The organism is Levilactobacillus lindianensis (assembly GCF_003946095.1).
GTDB classification, from domain to species: Bacteria; Bacillota; Bacilli; order Lactobacillales; family Lactobacillaceae; genus Levilactobacillus; species Levilactobacillus lindianensis.
The window spans coordinates 1-16,462 of the sequence record NZ_RHOD01000007.1 but is presented as its reverse complement, the minus strand read 5'-3'; the positions used below and the strand labels follow the sequence as shown (position 1 = coordinate 16,462).

The 16,462-nt window shown below is 49.3% G+C and carries 21 protein-coding genes; 13 read left to right on the top strand and 8 right to left on the bottom strand.

Translation table 11 applies throughout. The features are described 5' to 3' along the window. Nucleotides 1-288 precede the first annotated feature (288 nt). The gene (locus EKM70_RS04065) at nucleotides 289-975 is read right to left on the bottom strand and encodes an N-acetylmuramoyl-L-alanine amidase (RefSeq protein ID WP_125545492.1); all 687 of its coding nucleotides are present in this window, start codon (nucleotides 973-975) and stop codon (nucleotides 289-291) included. Between the two features lie 495 nt (nucleotides 976-1,470). Here EKM70_RS04065 and EKM70_RS04060 point away from each other — a divergent pair, with 495 nt between their 5' ends. Continuing rightward, the gene (locus EKM70_RS04060; RefSeq protein WP_225416372.1) at nucleotides 1,471-1,746 is read left to right on the top strand and encodes a Mor transcription activator family protein; all 276 of its coding nucleotides are present in this window, start codon (nucleotides 1,471-1,473) and stop codon (nucleotides 1,744-1,746) included. 217 nt (nucleotides 1,747-1,963) lie between these two features. On the opposite strand, the gene EKM70_RS04055 is transcribed toward EKM70_RS04060, so the two are convergent. Together EKM70_RS04055 and EKM70_RS04050 are read right to left on the bottom strand one after the other, a co-directional pair. After that, complete coding sequence (locus EKM70_RS04055; RefSeq protein WP_125545488.1) at nucleotides 1,964-2,470, bottom strand: DUF2798 domain-containing protein; 507 nt, start codon at nucleotides 2,468-2,470, stop codon at nucleotides 1,964-1,966. Nucleotides 2,471-2,600: 130 nt separating this feature from the next. Then, a complete protein-coding gene (locus tag EKM70_RS04050) occupies nucleotides 2,601-3,548 on the bottom strand; it encodes a helix-turn-helix transcriptional regulator (RefSeq protein ID WP_125545486.1) in 948 nt (315 codons plus the stop codon). A gap of 90 nt (nucleotides 3,549-3,638) precedes the next feature. Here EKM70_RS04050 and EKM70_RS04045 point away from each other — a divergent pair, with 90 nt between their 5' ends. The 7 genes from EKM70_RS04045 to EKM70_RS04015 all read left to right on the top strand — a co-directional run bounded on the left by EKM70_RS04045 (nucleotide 3,639) and on the right by EKM70_RS04015 (nucleotide 8,511). Further along, nucleotides 3,639-3,893 (top strand): Mor transcription activator family protein, encoded by a 255-nt coding sequence (locus EKM70_RS04045; RefSeq protein WP_164506324.1) that lies wholly within the window; start codon nucleotides 3,639-3,641, stop codon nucleotides 3,891-3,893. Between the two features lie 110 nt (nucleotides 3,894-4,003). Further along, the gene (locus tag EKM70_RS04040) at nucleotides 4,004-4,258 is read left to right on the top strand and encodes a Mor transcription activator family protein (protein WP_225416376.1); all 255 of its coding nucleotides are present in this window, start codon (nucleotides 4,004-4,006) and stop codon (nucleotides 4,256-4,258) included. 203 nt (nucleotides 4,259-4,461) lie between these two features. Beyond that, nucleotides 4,462-4,815: a hypothetical protein gene (locus EKM70_RS04035; protein ID WP_125545480.1), complete on the top strand. Its 354-nt coding sequence runs from the start codon at nucleotides 4,462-4,464 to the stop codon at nucleotides 4,813-4,815. Nucleotides 4,816-4,950: 135 nt separating this feature from the next. Then, nucleotides 4,951-6,135, top strand: a complete 1,185-nt coding sequence (locus EKM70_RS04030; RefSeq protein WP_125545478.1) for an MFS transporter — start codon at nucleotides 4,951-4,953, stop codon at nucleotides 6,133-6,135. 127 nt (nucleotides 6,136-6,262) lie between these two features. Then, entirely contained in the window at nucleotides 6,263-6,772 is a 510-nt protein-coding gene (locus tag EKM70_RS04025; RefSeq protein WP_125545475.1) for a TetR/AcrR family transcriptional regulator, read from the top strand. Nucleotides 6,773-6,780: 8 nt separating this feature from the next. Continuing rightward, nucleotides 6,781-7,836, top strand: a complete 1,056-nt coding sequence (locus tag EKM70_RS04020; RefSeq protein ID WP_125545473.1) for an ABC transporter permease — start codon at nucleotides 6,781-6,783, stop codon at nucleotides 7,834-7,836. A gap of 3 nt (nucleotides 7,837-7,839) precedes the next feature. Then, entirely contained in the window at nucleotides 7,840-8,511 is a 672-nt protein-coding gene (locus tag EKM70_RS04015) for an ABC transporter ATP-binding protein (RefSeq protein ID WP_125545471.1), read from the top strand. A 62-nt stretch (nucleotides 8,512-8,573) separates the two neighbouring features. On the opposite strand, the gene EKM70_RS04010 is transcribed toward EKM70_RS04015, so the two are convergent. Then, nucleotides 8,574-9,533, bottom strand: coding sequence for a helix-turn-helix transcriptional regulator (locus EKM70_RS04010; RefSeq protein WP_125545469.1), 960 nt, complete (start codon nucleotides 9,531-9,533; stop codon nucleotides 8,574-8,576). Between the two features lie 77 nt (nucleotides 9,534-9,610). Here EKM70_RS04010 and EKM70_RS04005 point away from each other — a divergent pair, with 77 nt between their 5' ends. Together EKM70_RS04005 and EKM70_RS04000 are read left to right on the top strand one after the other, a co-directional pair. Continuing rightward, nucleotides 9,611-10,081, top strand: coding sequence for a GyrI-like domain-containing protein (locus EKM70_RS04005; protein WP_164506323.1), 471 nt, complete (start codon nucleotides 9,611-9,613; stop codon nucleotides 10,079-10,081). A 125-nt stretch (nucleotides 10,082-10,206) separates the two neighbouring features. Beyond that, nucleotides 10,207-10,836, top strand: a complete 630-nt coding sequence (locus tag EKM70_RS04000) for a GyrI-like domain-containing protein (protein ID WP_125545465.1) — start codon at nucleotides 10,207-10,209, stop codon at nucleotides 10,834-10,836. Nucleotides 10,837-11,012: 176 nt separating this feature from the next. On the opposite strand, the gene EKM70_RS03995 is transcribed toward EKM70_RS04000, so the two are convergent. After that, nucleotides 11,013-12,185, bottom strand: coding sequence for an iron-containing alcohol dehydrogenase (locus EKM70_RS03995; RefSeq protein WP_125545463.1), 1,173 nt, complete (start codon nucleotides 12,183-12,185; stop codon nucleotides 11,013-11,015). A 321-nt stretch (nucleotides 12,186-12,506) separates the two neighbouring features. On the opposite strand from EKM70_RS03995, the gene EKM70_RS03990 reads away from it, so the two are divergent. From EKM70_RS03990 to EKM70_RS03980, 3 genes are all read left to right on the top strand, one after another. Then, complete coding sequence (locus EKM70_RS03990) at nucleotides 12,507-13,484, top strand: cation diffusion facilitator family transporter (protein ID WP_125545461.1); 978 nt, start codon at nucleotides 12,507-12,509, stop codon at nucleotides 13,482-13,484. Between the two features lie 223 nt (nucleotides 13,485-13,707). Further along, nucleotides 13,708-14,082, top strand: coding sequence for a winged helix-turn-helix transcriptional regulator (locus tag EKM70_RS03985; protein WP_125545459.1), 375 nt, complete (start codon nucleotides 13,708-13,710; stop codon nucleotides 14,080-14,082). Between the two features lie 24 nt (nucleotides 14,083-14,106). Further along, nucleotides 14,107-14,367, top strand: a complete 261-nt coding sequence (locus EKM70_RS03980; protein WP_125545457.1) for a hypothetical protein — start codon at nucleotides 14,107-14,109, stop codon at nucleotides 14,365-14,367. A 62-nt stretch (nucleotides 14,368-14,429) separates the two neighbouring features. On the opposite strand, the gene EKM70_RS03975 is transcribed toward EKM70_RS03980, so the two are convergent. From EKM70_RS03975 to EKM70_RS03970, 3 genes are all read right to left on the bottom strand, one after another. Next, nucleotides 14,430-14,957: a DUF4097 family beta strand repeat-containing protein gene (locus EKM70_RS03975; RefSeq protein ID WP_125545455.1), complete on the bottom strand. Its 528-nt coding sequence runs from the start codon at nucleotides 14,955-14,957 to the stop codon at nucleotides 14,430-14,432. A gap of 15 nt (nucleotides 14,958-14,972) precedes the next feature. Then, nucleotides 14,973-15,119: a hypothetical protein gene (locus tag EKM70_RS11365; protein WP_164506321.1), complete on the bottom strand. Its 147-nt coding sequence runs from the start codon at nucleotides 15,117-15,119 to the stop codon at nucleotides 14,973-14,975. Nucleotides 15,120-15,195: 76 nt separating this feature from the next. After that, nucleotides 15,196-15,762 carry a TetR/AcrR family transcriptional regulator gene (locus EKM70_RS03970; RefSeq protein ID WP_164506320.1) on the bottom strand — a complete coding sequence of 189 codons (567 nt, stop codon included), beginning with the start codon at nucleotides 15,760-15,762 and terminating at the stop codon, nucleotides 15,196-15,198. Nucleotides 15,763-16,462 lie beyond the last annotated feature (700 nt).

The following is a 16,462-nucleotide window of genomic DNA, read 5'->3' as shown; positions in this document are numbered from 1 at the left end:
CCAAGATTGCCAAATATATCACAAGGAATTGTTTCCCAATAATTTGGTAAGCACGAGCGAGGCCCGGAGGTCTAGACGCGACGGGTTTTGGTAGGAAACTTACTAAACTCACCGACACAAGTCGCGTCACCAGTGCCAATGGTTAATGGTGAAAACCAGGATGACCAACAATCATGAAATACTTGACGGGTTGGCCAGGGAAAATGGATGCTTATAAATTCCCAATAAATGTCAAAAAAATCCCGCGATCGAATTCGATCACGGGATTTCTGACACATTGTGACAGATCTACTTGATATTCTCATTGGTGATAGCTTCGATATAAGCTTTCGCAATCTTGGCGCGGTTCTTCTTGAGGTGCTTGAAGTTGGACTTGTTGGTGATGAAGCCCATTTCGACCAAGCTGTAGTCGATGTGCCGGTGACGCAGCACGTTACAGTTCTTGAGGTTGGTTCGGTAGCTGTAGCCATTGTAAGCGTGGTTCAAGCCAACGTACTTCTTGATGACCTTGGCCATCCGCTTGTCACGAGCTGTTGGGTGTTTCTTGTGGATGATGACGTGACCACCGCGACCGTAAGGCGCGTCGAGATGGAACATGATGATGGTCGTCTTCTTATTAATCTTGTAGGACCCCTTGTGGTGAACCAGGGTGTCACGGACGATGTCGTGCTTCGAGTTGTAGAAAACAACCTTGCTGTTCTTGATCTTCTTGGCGTACTTCTTCAGTTGCGGTAAGTAGTACTTCCGTAAGAATTTGGCCTCGTTGGTTCCGTTACCGCGCGCACCGGGATCACCGGCACCATGACCCATCACGATGAGGTATGTGTGCTTAGCCTTCTTCTTTTTCGTGACCTTCTTGGTCGTCTTGGGTGTTGATGTGCTGGCGGCCTTGACCGTGGTTGTAGAAGTCATGGCCAGACTGATTGGTAAGAGTAGGGCTGCAGTAAGCAAGCCTAATTTGTATTTCAAACGCATATTTAACTCCTCTGGATATGTATTGTCTTAACTAATCTAATCATACATCAATTTAGGATTATCGGGTAGGCTCATTCGGGATTAAAACAAGTTGGCTGATGACCTAGTTGATAGGGAAATATCCATAAAACTTATGGTGATAAAACGGTTAGCTAATCCTCGGTATTTCCAGATTAGGGCTGTGGCGGTAAGTCGTCTGATTGGCGATAGACCGCTGAATGAAGGGTCTCAAGGTTTAAATGTGTAGATTGGCAACAATGCCAAACTATTGATTATTTGAGGTGGTATAGACATTTGTCGTGAAAAGGTCAACAGAAATGGCCAACCTAACCGGGTAAGCTAATCATTAATAGAACCGCGCCGTAGCACAGGTTAGGTCGGGCTGTTGAGGGTTAGATGAAGAGTGGTCAGAAGGTAAACGGAAGGGGTCGTGAGAATACCCTTTTCGGCGTCATAATTCAGATTTTAATGTTAAGTAAGGGTGGCTAAGAAATGATGGAAAAGACGGAAAATTGGCAAACACTTTACCAGGAGATGGCCCGGATCATTGGAGCAGCGGCAACGGAGGAGCTTTTTAAGCACTTCACGGGGTCCCAACTCTATTTTCCCACCCGATTGCTCGACCCCAAGAAAGAAGCCGAGATGATTTGGCAGGAACGTCAACACGGAGTTCCGGTCGATGTGTTGGCGCAGTCCCACGGCTATTCGGCCCGACATATTCGCCGATTATTGAAAGAAGTTGAATCGGAGAAAGACAATGATCAAAACTAGGAATCATATACTTATAAGTAATAATACGGATCAGTAAGCTGTGAAGTTCTCCGGACGACGAAGGCCGGCCAGCGATCGACATTGATTAAAACAGATCCTAAAAAGCGTCACAACCGAATTGTACGGTTGTGGCGCTTCTATTTTTCGTTGGCGTGGGACCACTGAAAATATAAAAACGTCCCCACTACTGATTGGTAGCGGCGACGTTTAGTTAGGTTTAATCTTCTGCTGAGTTGGTTTCCATTTTGGCTGCCTTGAGCGCAGTCTTCTTTTGAACAGCGCCCAGGATTGCCCGAGCGATGGGGCCGACCACGATAAGTTGCAGTGGTAAGGCCATAAATAAGTTAAAGATCCAGGTGTGCAGGTAGGTCAGGAAGAAGTTCCCGCCAAAGTTCTGAGTGACGATGATCCCAAACAGAGACATCAACGTGACCATACCAGCAACCATCATGACGGAGATCGTCAAGGCAATTCGGATTTGCTTCTTTTTCATGTAATCATTAATAATGAAGTGGAAAAAGATGTATTTAACGCCGGGGCCAATAATCCCCAGGTCGCAGATGGCGGCCACTAGTAAAGCCAGCGGGTAACCCGTCAGAACCTCACGGATGAAGTGGTTGGAAAAGCCATCGGCTAAAGCGATGTTGTAGCCAGCCATGACCAGGACCATCAGTCCTGCCATAACGGCAGTGAAAAGTAATTCTTCTTTAAAATTTTTAGGCATTGTGTTGCTCCTCGTTTAAATTTCCCACGAGATGCCAGCATAACACGTTTCTAAAACTATCGTAAGGATTATTTTTTATTTATTAATAGTTAAGCGATTTCATTTGAAATGAGTCGCCCGATCGGGGGCACTAGTAGCGATCTAAAGTTCGTTGTAATTCCGCCCGGATGTCCGCAACAAAATCACTGGGTGTTTGGACCTGAACCAAATCACCCTGGCTCAATAGCCACATTTTGGCCCCACGGTCGAACGCAATGGCTTCGATCAAGACGGCCCCTTCATCGGGGTAGCGGTCTACCACTTTGGCAGTTGGAAAGCGATCGAGAGCTGCCTCCACGATACCCCAAAATTTAAAGTGTACCGTGAGCTTCTTCCCTGGCTGCATGTAGTGAACCAGCTGACGTAGCTCGCCATCTTCGACGCGTTCCGCGCGGGTCCGGGTGATCGGCTGTTGATTATTGACTTGAATATGGCGAATTCGGTCGACCCGGTAGAAGAGGTTGCTCTTGTATTTGGCATTATAAGCCACCACGTAGAAATAGTATTCAGAAAAAATGATGGCTTCAGGCAGAATGGTTCGCGTCACAATCTCACGGTGTTGCCGTTGGTAGGTAATGGTGATGGTTTGGCGTTGGCTGATGTAGCCGCTGAGTTGCCAAACGATATTGCGTAGTGGCTGTCCGTGATGGACCGGCTGGTAGTAGAAGCGTTCATTCTTGATGATGGGGCGGATTTCGTTTTGATCGGTGACGGGGATGAGTTGGAGGAGGCTGTCGATGGTTTTGTTCATCTCGTCCGTGGTGAGAGCCCGACTAGCCAGAACAATTTTTATCAAGAGGAGTAGGGCCTGCTTGGAAACGGTGGCCTGAGTAGTCTTTAGTTGGTAGCCACCAGATTGATGGTCATAAGCCAACTGATAGAAGAGGTGTTGGTCAGTAATAAACTGACGAATCTGACTGAGATCTCGTTGAATCATGCGGGGACTGACGTTGAACCGGTCGGCCAGCGCGGCCTTTTTGATCAGGTGATCAGTCATTAATAATTGAAAAATGGTTAATTGGCGGTAGGCGGCATTCATTTGGCGGCCTCCTTTTTTGGCGGGTGGACATATATTGTCTATTTGTCATTGTAAACTCAAGTCAATTAGGAAGCAATGGAGTTGATGATGGTGGACGAAATTGAAAATTGGTACGCGGTCTATCAGAAGCTAGCACGCGTTGTTGGGGTCGAGGCTACGAAAAAGATGTGTGCTTACTTTGGCGGATCGCAGACCACTTTCCCGAGACGATTGTTGGACCGGAAAAAGGAAGCCGCGACGATTCGGCAGGCCTGTAACCAAGGGGTTAGCGTGGTGACATTGGCCCACGATCACAATTATTCCAGCCGGACCATTCGCAGAATCTTAGCAAAACCAGAGGCATAATTCGGGGAAACTTGCCGGTATCGTGTACGGCTAAGGCCATTTTAGCAAAACGTGCACGTTTGCTACGCTGTGAAGGGTAGAAGTCAATGAAGGAGGAGTTTTAAGTGAAAATGCGAGTGGATTTATTACAGGATACGTACGCCCAGTTGGTGGATTTGGTTGTGGAGGATCTCACTGAGAAAATCTATCAATTATATCGTGGTCAGCAGATCTCGTTTCCCATGCGGCTCTATAATCGGGACAAGGTGGCCAAACAAATCCTAACGGAATACAACGGCCACAACATTGCGGAGTTAACCAGAAAATATGATTATTCGCAACGCTGGGTGCGGCAGATGATTCAGTTGGGGCGGGAGAAGAAATGAAAGAATCTGTCTTAATCTTGTATGCTGCTCTGGCTGATGGTGCCAGGGCTTCAAAAAAATCTTGAGTTGGTAGATTTAATTGAAAGTCTATTCTGAAAACGAGACCTTTACCAATAAAATACAGAGAATTTGCTGAAAAGTGATCTGGACTTGCTACACTAAGGCTGAAAATGATGTCGGGGCTAAACCTTAGGAGGGGTCTGATGAAACGTTCAGTCGTACGATCATTGGGATTGGTGTGGGTCACGTTGACATTGGCGGGATTAGGCGGCCCGCGGGCGTTTATTGCGGCGACTGCCGCCAGTCTGCCGCGACCAACGTCGAGCCCAGCTAGTGTGGCTTTACTGACGCTTACTGCGACAGATTTACAACGGCATTTGGGATTTAGCATGGATGGTCCGCATTTACTAGTCGTGAAGGCGCCGATTGCCGCAGAAATACCACAACCGTTGGCGTTACCCGCAGAAGGCAACCGCACGGCCGACAAGCTAATCAAGCGAGCCGGACAACTGAAGTTGGGTGCTGAAGACATGGCCGATGAGCGGCTAGCACGATAGGCTTGAATGACTCGAATTATCAAATAAATTATGTAAGAGCTGGGTGACTTTCAGCTCTTTTTTCGTTTTCATGAATCTGTCAACGGTTTTCATTCGCCGCGAAAAAGGCTAAACTGCTAGGAGGAGGTTTTTCTAGTGAATACACAAGCAACACTGTCGAAGAAGACAGTCCTACTCATGGCGGTGGTGACCGGAGTCATCGTTGCCAACTTAAACTTTATTCAACCGATTGAGAACCTGATTGCCGCGGACTTTAACCTGTCGAAGGCGGCAGTTGGGACACTCGCCATGGTCACGCAGTTAGGCTATGCGTTTGGCCTACTGTTGATCGTGCCCTTGGGAGACATCTTTGATCGCTATCATCTCATTCAATTCATGATGATTCTTTCAATTGGGTCGTTGCTGCTGGCATTCTGGGCACCGACCGCCGGGGTCTTTGCCGTCGCCACGGCCTTGGTGGGGGTTACCTCGGTGGCACCCCAGATCATCATTCCTTATGCTGGCTATTTGGCCCCAGCGCTTCAACGCGGGAAGGTCCTGGGCATCGTGCTCAGTGGCCTGTTGACGGGGATTTTATTATCGCGGTCATTCAGTGGGCTCCTTGGGAGTATCATGCCCTGGCAGGATATCTATCTGTTGGCGGCGGGCATCGATCTCGTTTTTCTTCTCATCGTGCATGCCAAGTTGCCAAAGGACGAACGAGGCCACCAAGCGCTGAGCTATTTAAAGGTAATTGGGATGTTACCGAAGCTCTTTACCAGTCAACGGGAGTTACGAGGGTCAGCCATCAATGGGTTCTGCTTGTTTGGGATGTCTAACGTCCTGTGGTCGACGTTGGCCTTCTATCTGGCGGACACTTACCATTTGGGAAGTAGCGTCGCAGGGCTTCTGGGGCTGCTAGGCATCGCCGGGGTGCTGGCGGCACCCATGATCGGGAATCTGGTGGATCAACGCTCACCGCGGTTGACAGTGGGTCTGGGGATGGTCTTCTCCGGAGTCGCGTTCGTTATCTTCTGGCTAATTGGCCACTGGATGATGGGGCTTATCGTCGGTATTATTCTCCTGGATCTGGGAACGCAATTCAGTCAGGTCTCCAACCAGGCCATCGTGCAGTCCCTGAATCGCCAACAGAGTAGCCGCAACAACTCCGTCTTCATGTTTAGCTACTTTCTGGGTGGCTCGATGGGAACTCTGTCGGCCACTTGGGCTTGGGGTCATGCGGGTTGGACGGGTGTCTGTGGCGTAGCCATGGTCTTCTTGTTCCTAGCCTTGCTGGGTCACTGGCTAATCGGCGAACCACAAAAATTAGCACAAGATTAGGACGTTCTCCGGCCTTACCCTCGCGGTAGGGCCGTTTTTAGTAACCAAATGTTGACACGGTGTCATCGCCGTGATAGACTCCTGGATAGTGACACGATGTCACCAATTGGTGAAAGGAGTTTTGATGATGCCTTTATCTACCTTTAAAAATTTACCACAACCTAAAAAAGACCGCATTACGGCGGCGTTACTGACTGAATTTTCGACACATAGCCTGGCCGAGGCCCAGGTTGCGCGAATCGTGACGGGAGCCGACATTGCCCGTGGTGCCTTCTACAAATACTTTGCCGATCTGACCGATGCTTATCAGTATCTTTATGGTGTGGCGCTGACTCATATCCACCAGGAGTTTGGCCGACCAACGGGGACTGAATTCAATCCCAACAGCTACTATGCGGCGGTGGCTAGTTTCGTTGACCACGTGGTAGCCAGTCCTTACGACCAGCTGATTAAACGCCATTACCGGGAGAATGAGAGTCTGATTCCGACCCGGACCTTACCGGATGATTTACCAGTCGCGGATTGGGCGGCGATGACGCTGAGTCACGCGACAATTAAAGAGATCATGTTACAGCCGGACCAGCAGACTGCGGCCCTGGCACGTTTCCGCCAAGCGTTAATGCTACTGGCGGGTTAGGAGGGCCTATGTTTTTAGCCTTAAGAGAGATTCGACATGAGAAATTACGCTATGGGCTCATTATTGGGATGATTGTCTTGGTGACGTATCTCGTCTTCATTTTGAGTGGTTTGTCATATGGCCTAGCCCAACAGAACACGCAGGCTATCAGTAGTTGGCGGGTCGATCGGATTGCCCTCAACAAGGATGCCAATGATAGTCTATCGCAGTCGGTGATTACGAAGCAGGCGGCGGATAAGGTTAAATTGACCAGTCACGAGGCTTATCTGGGACAGACGGGAGTTGTCGCTAAGGCCAAGGGTCAAGTCAAGCTCTCGGCCCAGTTTTTGGGAATTGACCGCGACCAACTGATCTACCGGCGTGTCAAGGTTACTGCGGGGCACAAGCCAACCAAGGCGAACCAGATCTTAGTCGATGACAGCTTTAAGGATAACGGCTATCGTCTAGGGGATAAGGTGACGCTAAACGCCGCCGATGGGCAGTATCGCATCGTGGGCTTCACGCACAATGCCAAACTCAGCGTGGCACCTGTGATTTATGGGTCGCTGGGAACTTGGCGCACGTTGAGTCATTTGACCGCAGACTTTCAGGCCAGTGGCATTGCCTCGACGCGATCGACGTTCAAGGCGCAGGGCCTGAGTACGTTACCGCTGAGCAAATTTATTAACAAACTGCCAGGTTATTCTGCGCAGAACACCACTTTTTCCTTTATGATTGGCTTCCTGATGGTAATTGCTATGGTGGTGATTGCCGTCTTCCTTTACATTCTCACGATGCAAAAATTACCAAATTACGCGGTCCTACGGGCACAAGGAATTCCGGCTAAAATATTGGTCACAACGACCATTACCCAGGCCCTCCTACTCGTGGTGGCGGGGTTGGCTATCGGGGCCGGCCTGACGTTGGGCACGGTGCTCTTGTTACCGGCGGGGGTCCCTATGAGTTTCAATGTGCCTCTATTGGGTGCCGTGACCGGCGGAATTCTATTGACCGGGGTCGTCGGGGCCTTGATTCCCGTCAAAGTCATTTTAAACGTTGATCCAGTCAGCGTTATGGGAGGTTAGACTATGCCAGCTTTAGCATTGCAACACGTCAACAAGGTTTTCGGCCACGCCACCAATGAGGTGACGGTGCTCAATGACGTTAATTTCGAAGCCGTTAGTGGTGAGGTCAGCTTGGTTATTGGCCCCTCGGGTTCTGGCAAGAGTACTTTTCTGACCATCGCGGGTGGTATTCAAACACCGACTTCGGGCTCGATTGTCGTCCAGGGGCAAGAACTAGATGACATTTCCGGTAAGGCCCGAGACGCCTTGCGATTGAACCGGATTGGGTTTATCCTCCAAGCCTATAATTTGGTGCCATATCTGACGGTCCGCGACCAATTCACGTTGGTTGATCGCGTGAAACCGAAGGGCAACTTGAATGCGTCAGCCCTGCGTCATCTCCTAGAACAATTGGGAATTGCCGCGTTGATTGACCAATATCCTGCGGAACTATCCGGTGGGCAAACGCAACGTGTGGCCATTGCCAGGGCGCTATACCAGAACCCCGACATTGTATTGGCCGATGAACCCACGGCGGCCTTAGACAGTGCCAGAGTGAAGGTTGTTGGCCAGCTACTGCATGATTTAGCTAAGGAACACAACAAGGCCATTGTGGTCGTGACCCATGACCTACGCTTGCAGGAGTTTGCCGACCGCACCTATGCCATTATGGATGGGCAGATGACCTTGAATTAAGAAATGCTCAGCAATCGTGAATTAGCGCGGTTACTGAGCATTTTTGTTTCACATGAAACATCTTAGGGGAGGTTGGTTAACAGGTCATTGGCGAGCTGGCGGAGGTCGGCGGTCACGGCGGTTGGGGCCATTTCCAATCGTGCGGTTGGCCCTAAATAACGAAACCAGTTCGAGAAGTCCCGGACGGCTTGGGTATCCGTGGTCTCGACGGTACATTCCAACAAGGCGGTCTGCTGAAAGGGATCGCGATATTGGAGGACGGCCGTGGGATGGGGATGATTGTGGAATTGCTGAATAGCAGGGGCGGTCAGGCTGATGCGGACGTTCACTGCGGGCTGGGCTTGTCGAATGGCTGCGTTAATCGCGGCAGGATCGATCGCCTGTTCTTGGGCAACCGGCTGAACGGCCTGCATGTCGGCGACGGCCAATTGGCAGAAACGTTGCGTTGTCAGATCCCAGGCGGCGACGTACCAGGTCGCCTGACGAGTGAAAACGTGTTGGACCCAGACCGTGTGGGTGCCGGAACTGGTCGTGATGACCAGCTGACGGGTGCGCAGACAGGTGTTGAGCAGAGGCTTTAAAAGGGCGGGGGCGAAGTCCGTGAGCTCGGTTAATTTCGGATTGCGGGGATTCGTGTGGTCGAAGACCAAGAGTTCCTGGAGAGTTAGCAGATCATCTTGTTGGGTCTGTGAGGCAATGGCGACGAGCTTCTCAGTCAGAGTATTTCGATTCTCCAGATAGGGCAACTGGGTATTGAGTGTGGCAAGAAAGCTCACGAAGAGGGCTTTCAATTCTTCATTGTTGAACTGCACGGCCGGTAGGAGGCGGTTGGCCAGAACGGCATAGCCGCCGTCGCGTCCCACCGTAGCGGTTAGCGGCATTCCCAGTTCCTGAATACTATTGAGATCGCGAATTACCGTGCTCCGCGAGACTTGAAATTGCGCCATCAGTTCACGAATGGTGAAGACCTGACGATTGTTGATATAACGCATCATGGTATTGATTCGCGACGTTTTAGTCATGGTTGCCTCCAAATGGTGTCAGTTTTTGGTACGGTTAACGATTATACTCAGTGTATCAAGAAATGGAGGTCACGAACATGACAACTTATACAATCGAAGAAAAACCAGCATTTACAGTTTTAGGTATTGGAATGGTGCTGACCGGCGGCTTCTCTGAAATGGGCCAACAGAAGGCGGACTTCTGGCAGAAAATCAATGCGGACCACGCTTTGGATGACTTGGCTGGCATCACCAACTATCCATATGCGGTTAACGAAGCCGTTAACGGCGAATTTCATTACTACGCTGGTAAGCAGGTCGACCCCAGCACGACGGTAGCGACGGGCCAACGGCTGATTGCCTTTCCAGCCGGAAAGTACTTGGTCATTCAAGGAACGACTAGCGATCAGATGGGTTTGTATAATGCGTTAGAGGGACCGGCTTTCGGCGAAATCTTACCGCAGCTCAAGGATTACGCCTACGTGGGCGGGCCCAACACTTCCTGTATGACGGGGCAAGACGCTGACGGGGTGCATGGTGAGATGTTGGTTCCTTTGGTAGAAAAGTAAGAGTGTGACAAAAGACAGTTAGTCAATGACTATCGGGGTGAAGCGGAGCCAGCTGTCTTTTGTCACACATTTCAGCAAAATAACTTTGAAGATTTTTAAGCACCAAACGAAACGGAGGGTTTCACGTGAAACACGAATGGCGAAAGGCCGAAAAAGACTGGTATCTCCCTAAACAGCCGACAATCTTAACGCTACCTCGGATGAACTTCATTACACTAGCCGGAACGGGTGATCCGAACCGGCCTGAGTTCAGTGAACAGATTGGTGCCCTGTATCCGGTCGCGTATGACCTGCGAATGGCTTTGAAACGCGGCGAACTGGGCGATCCCTACGTATATACCGTCTACCCCTTGGAGGGCGTCTGGACCACCGACGACGGGTCTAAGGGCACCGAGTTAAACAAGTCGGCGTTACGTTATCAAATTATGTTGCGTCAGCCGGATCGACTGACGGAGGCGGACTTCCTGGCGAGCTTGGATCGGGTAATGCACAAGAAGACTAATCCTTGGTTACCCGCTCTCAAGTGGACCTCATACACGGAGGGCCGGGTCCTGCAGGCGATGCATCACGGGCCCTTTGATGATGAACCCGCGACCTTTGCAAAGATGCAGGCCATCGTCAGTGAGCAGCATGAGCAGATCGTGCCAACAATGGGGGACTACTGGCACCGTGAAATTTACTTGACGGACCCCCGACGAACTGCACCGGAGAAGGGTAAAACGGTGCTCCGTTACCGTTTGGCGGCTAAAGACTAGAAAATGCACGGCCATCGATTGGTGACCGTGCATTTTTTATTTGCGGGCAACACAAAAACCGCCACCCGGCAAGGTGGCGGTTAAGGTTGGTCCTCAATCCAGGGAACCAACGGCTATGTGGTGGTTAGGCGCATAGCCTTCGCATGAGTTGTTAGTGAAAAGCGTCATGATAAAGTTTATTCAGCGTCGTAAGCGGCTTGGAAAATCTTAACGATATCTTCCTTCGTCCCCTTACGTGGGTTAGAGAAGGCGTTCCCGTCTTTCAAGGCGTTTTCAGCCATCAGTTCGAAGTCTTCCGGATTGGCACCGATTTCCTTGATGGACTTAGGAATACCAACGTCTTGAGACATCTGCTTCATGGCCTTGATGGCCAATTCGGCAGCGTCACGCGTTGATAAGCCTTCTGTGTTTTCACCCATGATCTTTGCTAATTCGGCAAAGCGTTCTGGGCAAGCGATGATGTTGTATTCTTCAACGTAAGGCAAGAGCAATGCACAGCAGACACCATGTGGGGCGTCGTATTGGCCACCAAGTTGGTGAGCCATGGCGTGGACGTAACCTAAGTTGGCGTTGTTGAAGGCCATACCGGCTAACATTTCAGCTTCGACCATCTTGGTCCGGGCTTCCAGGTTGTGGCCGTTGGCAACGGCTTCTCTTAATGAATTTTCAATTAATTTAATGGCTTCGATACATTGCGAGTCGGTGATAGGGTTGTGATCCACTGAAACGTAGGGTTCGATGGATTGAACAAAGGCATCCATTCCCGTAGCGGCGGTTAAGCCCTTAGGTACATCCAGCATTAAGGTTGGGTCGTTGAAGGAAACCAGTGGAATGTTCCGCCATGAAACGACGACGAACTTCAAGTGGGTTTCTTCGTTGGTAATCACAGCGTGACGGGTCAGTTCTGAACCAGTCCCGGCAGTCGTGTTGACCGCAATTAATGGTGGTAAAGCCTTGTCGAGAGTTTCGATTCCGGCCAACTTGGTAATGTCATCGCCGTTGGTCAAAATGATCCCGGCACCCTTACCAGTATCATGGGCAGATCCCCCACCGACGGTAATGATGGAATCTGCACCAGATTCTTCGTAGAGCTTCTTGACTTCTTTAATGTTCCGAATCTTAGGGTTCGGTTCGACGTTGTTGTAGATGACGTAGTCGACACCGGCAGCCTTGAGTGAGTCCAAAGTTTGTTGAACAGCACCGTTTTCCATGCTTTCCAAGAATTTATCCGTCACAATAACGGGTTTCTTCATGCCAAGCATCTTTGCACGGTCACCAATCTTGTTAATTACGCCAGGGCCAAAAAAGTTGACACTGGGCATCAGAAAATCATAACTACGTTCAGCCATAATAAAAATGCCTTCTTTCAGAAGTTTTGAAAATCTTTAACACCTATTTCACAAAGTAATTATAACGTAGGCACTTACAGTTTGCAATAGCTTTTCTAGAAAGATTAGTTCGGTCATTTAACAATTGGGGGTGAGACGTTGGTATAGCTTGCTTTGTGGCCGTCATTGGAAATTAAAGGAGTCGTTTCCAACAAATAAATTTAATTAATGAAAAATCGAACAAGTTTCACAATTTTACCGATGATTGGTGCCATAGTCTGCTCGTTTCCGGCGAAAGATACTATAATAGACTTATTGAATTAGGAGCAGGGAGGTTGAAATATGAAGGACTTAAAGGCACACCGTCAATCCGAACAGATTGCGTGGGAGGAACGTCAGGCGGCTGAATTGAAGAAACTAAAGGGCGCTCGCTGGCATCTGGCGATGAACGTTGTGGCCTACGTGGGCATCTCCGTCATTGAGTTCTATTTGGCGATTGTGGGGCGTTCACAAACCTTACGGGCGGACGCCTTGAATAATCTATCTGGGATTATCTCGACCGCATTACTATTAATGGGTAACCACATTGCCAGTGATATTGATGACGATGACCTGATCGGGCAACCGTTGTCCGCGGAGTTACAACAGGACGACCAGCGCCTGCAATTGACCCGTTTCCGTTACGAGACCGTCTTCACATTAATTACTGGGATTGTGATGGTTGCCATCGCCGGGAGCGTCATGTTTAGTGGCGTTAAAAGCCTGCTACACACGGGAAAACAGACGATTCCTCAGCCGATCACTTTGGTTGGGGCGGGGATTGCCGCGTTAATCATGCTAATCGTTTGGTGGTCTAACCGGCGCGCCGGGCGAAAATTGCAAAATGCCTCATTGACGGCTGCCGCTCAGGATAGTCTGAGCGATGCCGTGACGAGTGTCGGGACCCTAATTGCCATTGCTGGTGCGTTACTCTTTCGTTTCGAATGGTTGGATGGTGCTGCCAGTATCGTTGTGGGGATTTTTATCCTGACGGCAGGTGTCAAAATTTTCCGGGAGAGTAGCCTAAACTTAGCGGATTACTTTGATCCACAGGCCGAGGAACAGTTCCGTCAGGCCGTGTTGGCCTTTCCTGAGGTCCAAGGGGTTCGCGAACTGAACGCCCATTATAACGGGAATGTCGTTACGTTAGATTTGATTATTGTGGTGGACCCTCACATGGAGGTTCAGGATAGTTATCGCTTGGGTGAAGAAATTGAAGCCACGATGCGTCGCCGATTCGGGATTGTGGATACGGATGTCATGGCGGTGCCTAAGGATTAGTGAATGGGCAGAGTTGCTAGGTCTGAAAGGACTGGGCAACTCTTTTTGTTGCCGGCACGGCGATTGAACTAATAATTATTAATTATCAATGTGCTAATTATTAATAATTAATTTTAAAATGAGGGGTTGCTGCTAGCTGAGCGATGGTTACCAAAAGGTGCCTACTACCCAAAAGGTAATCTAACGGTTACAATGGTTAAAAACATCGAGGAGGGTTCGCGGGATGAAAAAAACGTATCAATTAGGAGTCGAGGCCACTCTAGCCGTGATTAGCGGTAAATGGAAGCCCCAGTTACTCTGCCACTTGAGCGTCCAGCCTCAGCGGACCTGTGACTTGCGCCGGATGTTACCCGACATTTCACAGAAGGTGTTGACGCAACAGCTTCGTGAACTAGAGGACGATGGCATCATTGATCGGCAGGTTCAAGGTGACCGGGCCCCATTTAAGGTGGTTTACAGTCTGACGGAGACGGGCCGATCGTTAGGAAAGATTCTCCTCCAGATGTCACTCTGGGGTGAACGACGTGCGGATGAGCTGCCTGACGTGGAGATTGAAAATGATCACGCGGGCTTCGACCATCTCTTAGAGACGACCTAAGGCCAACGAAAGTGGGGGATGCCCATGGAAACCAGAATTTCGGGGATGCAACGCACCCAACGGATGGTGACATCGCCGACACAGTGGCGGCTGTTGCTACGGCTGGCGGTTGGTCCGGCTACCAGTGGCCAGCTACGCTTACTGGGATCGTGGCGTGAACTGTGGCGATTGTGGCACCGCCACCTGATAATGTTTCATGTGAAACAATGGCGCTGGGGTCTGACGGCCGAGGGAGAAAGCTTGCGTCCAGTGTTCCGGGCTATTCAAGCTTGTATTACGGAATAAACACTTAGATATGATGAAGAGGCGATGTCCGTGGACATCGCCTTTTTTTAAACGAGTGAGATCTATTGCGCTGATGTTGTGGTCAGCTTTACCTGGCCGTTACCACTACGAATCCGTAACGGATGTTGGCCGGCCTGGCGGTAAGTGTGGTGGGTGCTGGCGACTCGTCGACCATTGCGCTTGGCCTGTCCGTTCTTGACGGAAACCTGAAGGCCGTGGGTAGTGAGGTCGGTGAGCGTCGTGGCCCCGTTGCGTTTGGTGAGATATCCGCCTCGTCTAAGCGTCAGGTGATTCGCAGTGGTAGTGCCATTCTGATGGGTGATCTGAGCGGTGTTGATGGCCAGTGAGTGTAGGTTCAGTGTGCCGTTAAGTTGGTTAACTTCTAGGTGATCGATCTGATTAGTTGGGAGGGTAATCACGATGGTTGGCGTGTGGCCGATGGTCAATTGATGTTGGTGAGCCAAGGGTTCGGTGATGCTGAGATGATCGGCCGTGGCTTTAATCTGGTACTGGGACTTGGCGACCTGGTTGAGGCTGATGGTCGGTGAAGCTCCGGTTCGAATCGTCACCCGAGCCGTTCGAACGGCCAGTTGTAACTGATGTGGCTACGTCGTCAGGGGGATAGTCTGGTGGGTTAACTGGTCGATCCGGCCGGTATTGACGGTGAGCCGCCGCTGACTAGCCGTGATCCCCAGAGTACCTGCGATGAGCACCAAGGCAAGCACGATGAAGATGAGTAAGATTTTTTTCATGAGAGAAGGCTCCTTTGATCTGAATGAATATGTTTAGCATTCATTCACTTTAGATTTAAAAAAATAACCGAATCGGCTATTTTAGAATGAATAAGAGAATACTAGCGATGAGGTCATTGAGCAGTTGGTAGTAACTGTCGGTTTGAATCTCACTCTGATGGAAGTCGACTACCGTGAGGGCATTGAAGAGGCTGATGATACGGTCCTGGCTCAGATCGTCCTTCAGTTTTCCGGTTTGACGCCATTGGTCAATGAGCTTCATCAGTGTCGCATAGACCAGGCTTTCCTCGACGGCAGATTGATTGGTCTGCGCGATAATATTATTGAGTTTGGGATTGGTGAACCACTCTTGGAGAATACGATTGTCCGCCGAACTGGTGAAGATCTCTTGAACCACCGTCTTGACCACGGCAGCGGGGTCACCAGTGAGGTCGACGCGGGCCATGATTTCGGCCTTGATTCGTTCATTCTCGGCGTTGTAGATTCGAACGAAGATATCGTCCTTGGACGCGTAGAAATTGTAGAAGGTCCCCACGGCCACGTCGGCGTGACGGGCGATCTGTGCGATGCTGGTGTGTTTAAAGCCCTGTCGTAAAAAGAGATCGTGGGCACTGTTGGCTAACCGTCGTTCTTTATCGTCCATTGTCATTCGCTCCTTTGATAATGAATGAATATTATAACGATTCGTTCATTTTGTCAAGTCATTGCCCTTCGTGCTGGTGAAGAGCAATAAAATAGGGTTTGAGGCAAAAGTCCAATGTCATTAAGTTAAGCTATTGACAAACTAGGCTTTGTATATCAAAGCACTTATTTAGTGATTTTTCATTAAATAGGTGCTTTTTGTGATTTAACTAATGCTTACAATTTAATTTTATTGCACACTAAATAAGCTTAAGCCGTACAATATTTTACCAATCTGGTTTAAGCTACTCGATACGTAAAGTACACTGGTGTTTTTGAACTAATCTTCCTGCGATCTTTTCTATCTGGACGGATCGGTAGTAAATAATGACCTATTTCGATTAAGATTCGGTCATTATTTGTTTTTGGTGATAGTCTATACCTTTTATGAACAACAACGCATGACATCTTAAAATTAACTAGATAAGAATAATTACAATTATTCTGTGGAATCGCTACTTCCGCATTAATATGGCTAACAACATTGAATATGATCAAATGTGCCCATAATTCCATTTGGCAAATTCTATAATTAATCCGAACAGAAATTAAAAAGCCCAAAGCAATCACTTACAATGGTAGTAGCTAATTCCAACCAATATAGGGAGTGATTACTTTGGGTACATCTACTTTATCACGTTTTCAACGTGGCGCACTAGCAC

Coding starts and splice junctions, on each gene's coding strand:
- EKM70_RS03970 (WP_164506320.1), bottom strand. CDS start 15,762: ATGGACGATAAAGAACGACGGTTAGCCAACAGTGCCCACGATCTCTTT.
- EKM70_RS04005 (WP_164506323.1), top strand. CDS start 9,611: ATGACAACTTATACAATCGAAGAAAAACCAGCATTTACAGTTTTAGGT.
- EKM70_RS04015 (WP_125545471.1), top strand. CDS start 7,840: ATGCCAGCTTTAGCATTGCAACACGTCAACAAGGTTTTCGGCCACGCC.
- EKM70_RS04040 (WP_225416376.1), top strand. CDS start 4,004: ATGCGAGTGGATTTATTACAGGATACGTACGCCCAGTTGGTGGATTTG.
- EKM70_RS04060 (WP_225416372.1), top strand. CDS start 1,471: ATGGAAAAGACGGAAAATTGGCAAACACTTTACCAGGAGATGGCCCGG.
- EKM70_RS03980 (WP_125545457.1), top strand. CDS start 14,107: ATGGAAACCAGAATTTCGGGGATGCAACGCACCCAACGGATGGTGACA.
- EKM70_RS04020 (WP_125545473.1), top strand. CDS start 6,781: ATGTTTTTAGCCTTAAGAGAGATTCGACATGAGAAATTACGCTATGGG.
- EKM70_RS03995 (WP_125545463.1), bottom strand. CDS start 12,185: ATGGCTGAACGTAGTTATGATTTTCTGATGCCCAGTGTCAACTTTTTT.
- EKM70_RS04055 (WP_125545488.1), bottom strand. CDS start 2,470: ATGCCTAAAAATTTTAAAGAAGAATTACTTTTCACTGCCGTTATGGCA.
- EKM70_RS04065 (WP_125545492.1), bottom strand. CDS start 975: ATGCGTTTGAAATACAAATTAGGCTTGCTTACTGCAGCCCTACTCTTA.
- EKM70_RS04050 (WP_125545486.1), bottom strand. CDS start 3,548: ATGAATGCCGCCTACCGCCAATTAACCATTTTTCAATTATTAATGACT.
- EKM70_RS11365 (WP_164506321.1), bottom strand. CDS start 15,119: ATGAAAAAAATCTTACTCATCTTCATCGTGCTTGCCTTGGTGCTCATC.
- EKM70_RS04025 (WP_125545475.1), top strand. CDS start 6,263: ATGCCTTTATCTACCTTTAAAAATTTACCACAACCTAAAAAAGACCGC.
- EKM70_RS03990 (WP_125545461.1), top strand. CDS start 12,507: ATGAAGGACTTAAAGGCACACCGTCAATCCGAACAGATTGCGTGGGAG.
- EKM70_RS04010 (WP_125545469.1), bottom strand. CDS start 9,533: ATGACTAAAACGTCGCGAATCAATACCATGATGCGTTATATCAACAAT.
- EKM70_RS04035 (WP_125545480.1), top strand. CDS start 4,462: ATGAAACGTTCAGTCGTACGATCATTGGGATTGGTGTGGGTCACGTTG.
- EKM70_RS03985 (WP_125545459.1), top strand. CDS start 13,708: ATGAAAAAAACGTATCAATTAGGAGTCGAGGCCACTCTAGCCGTGATT.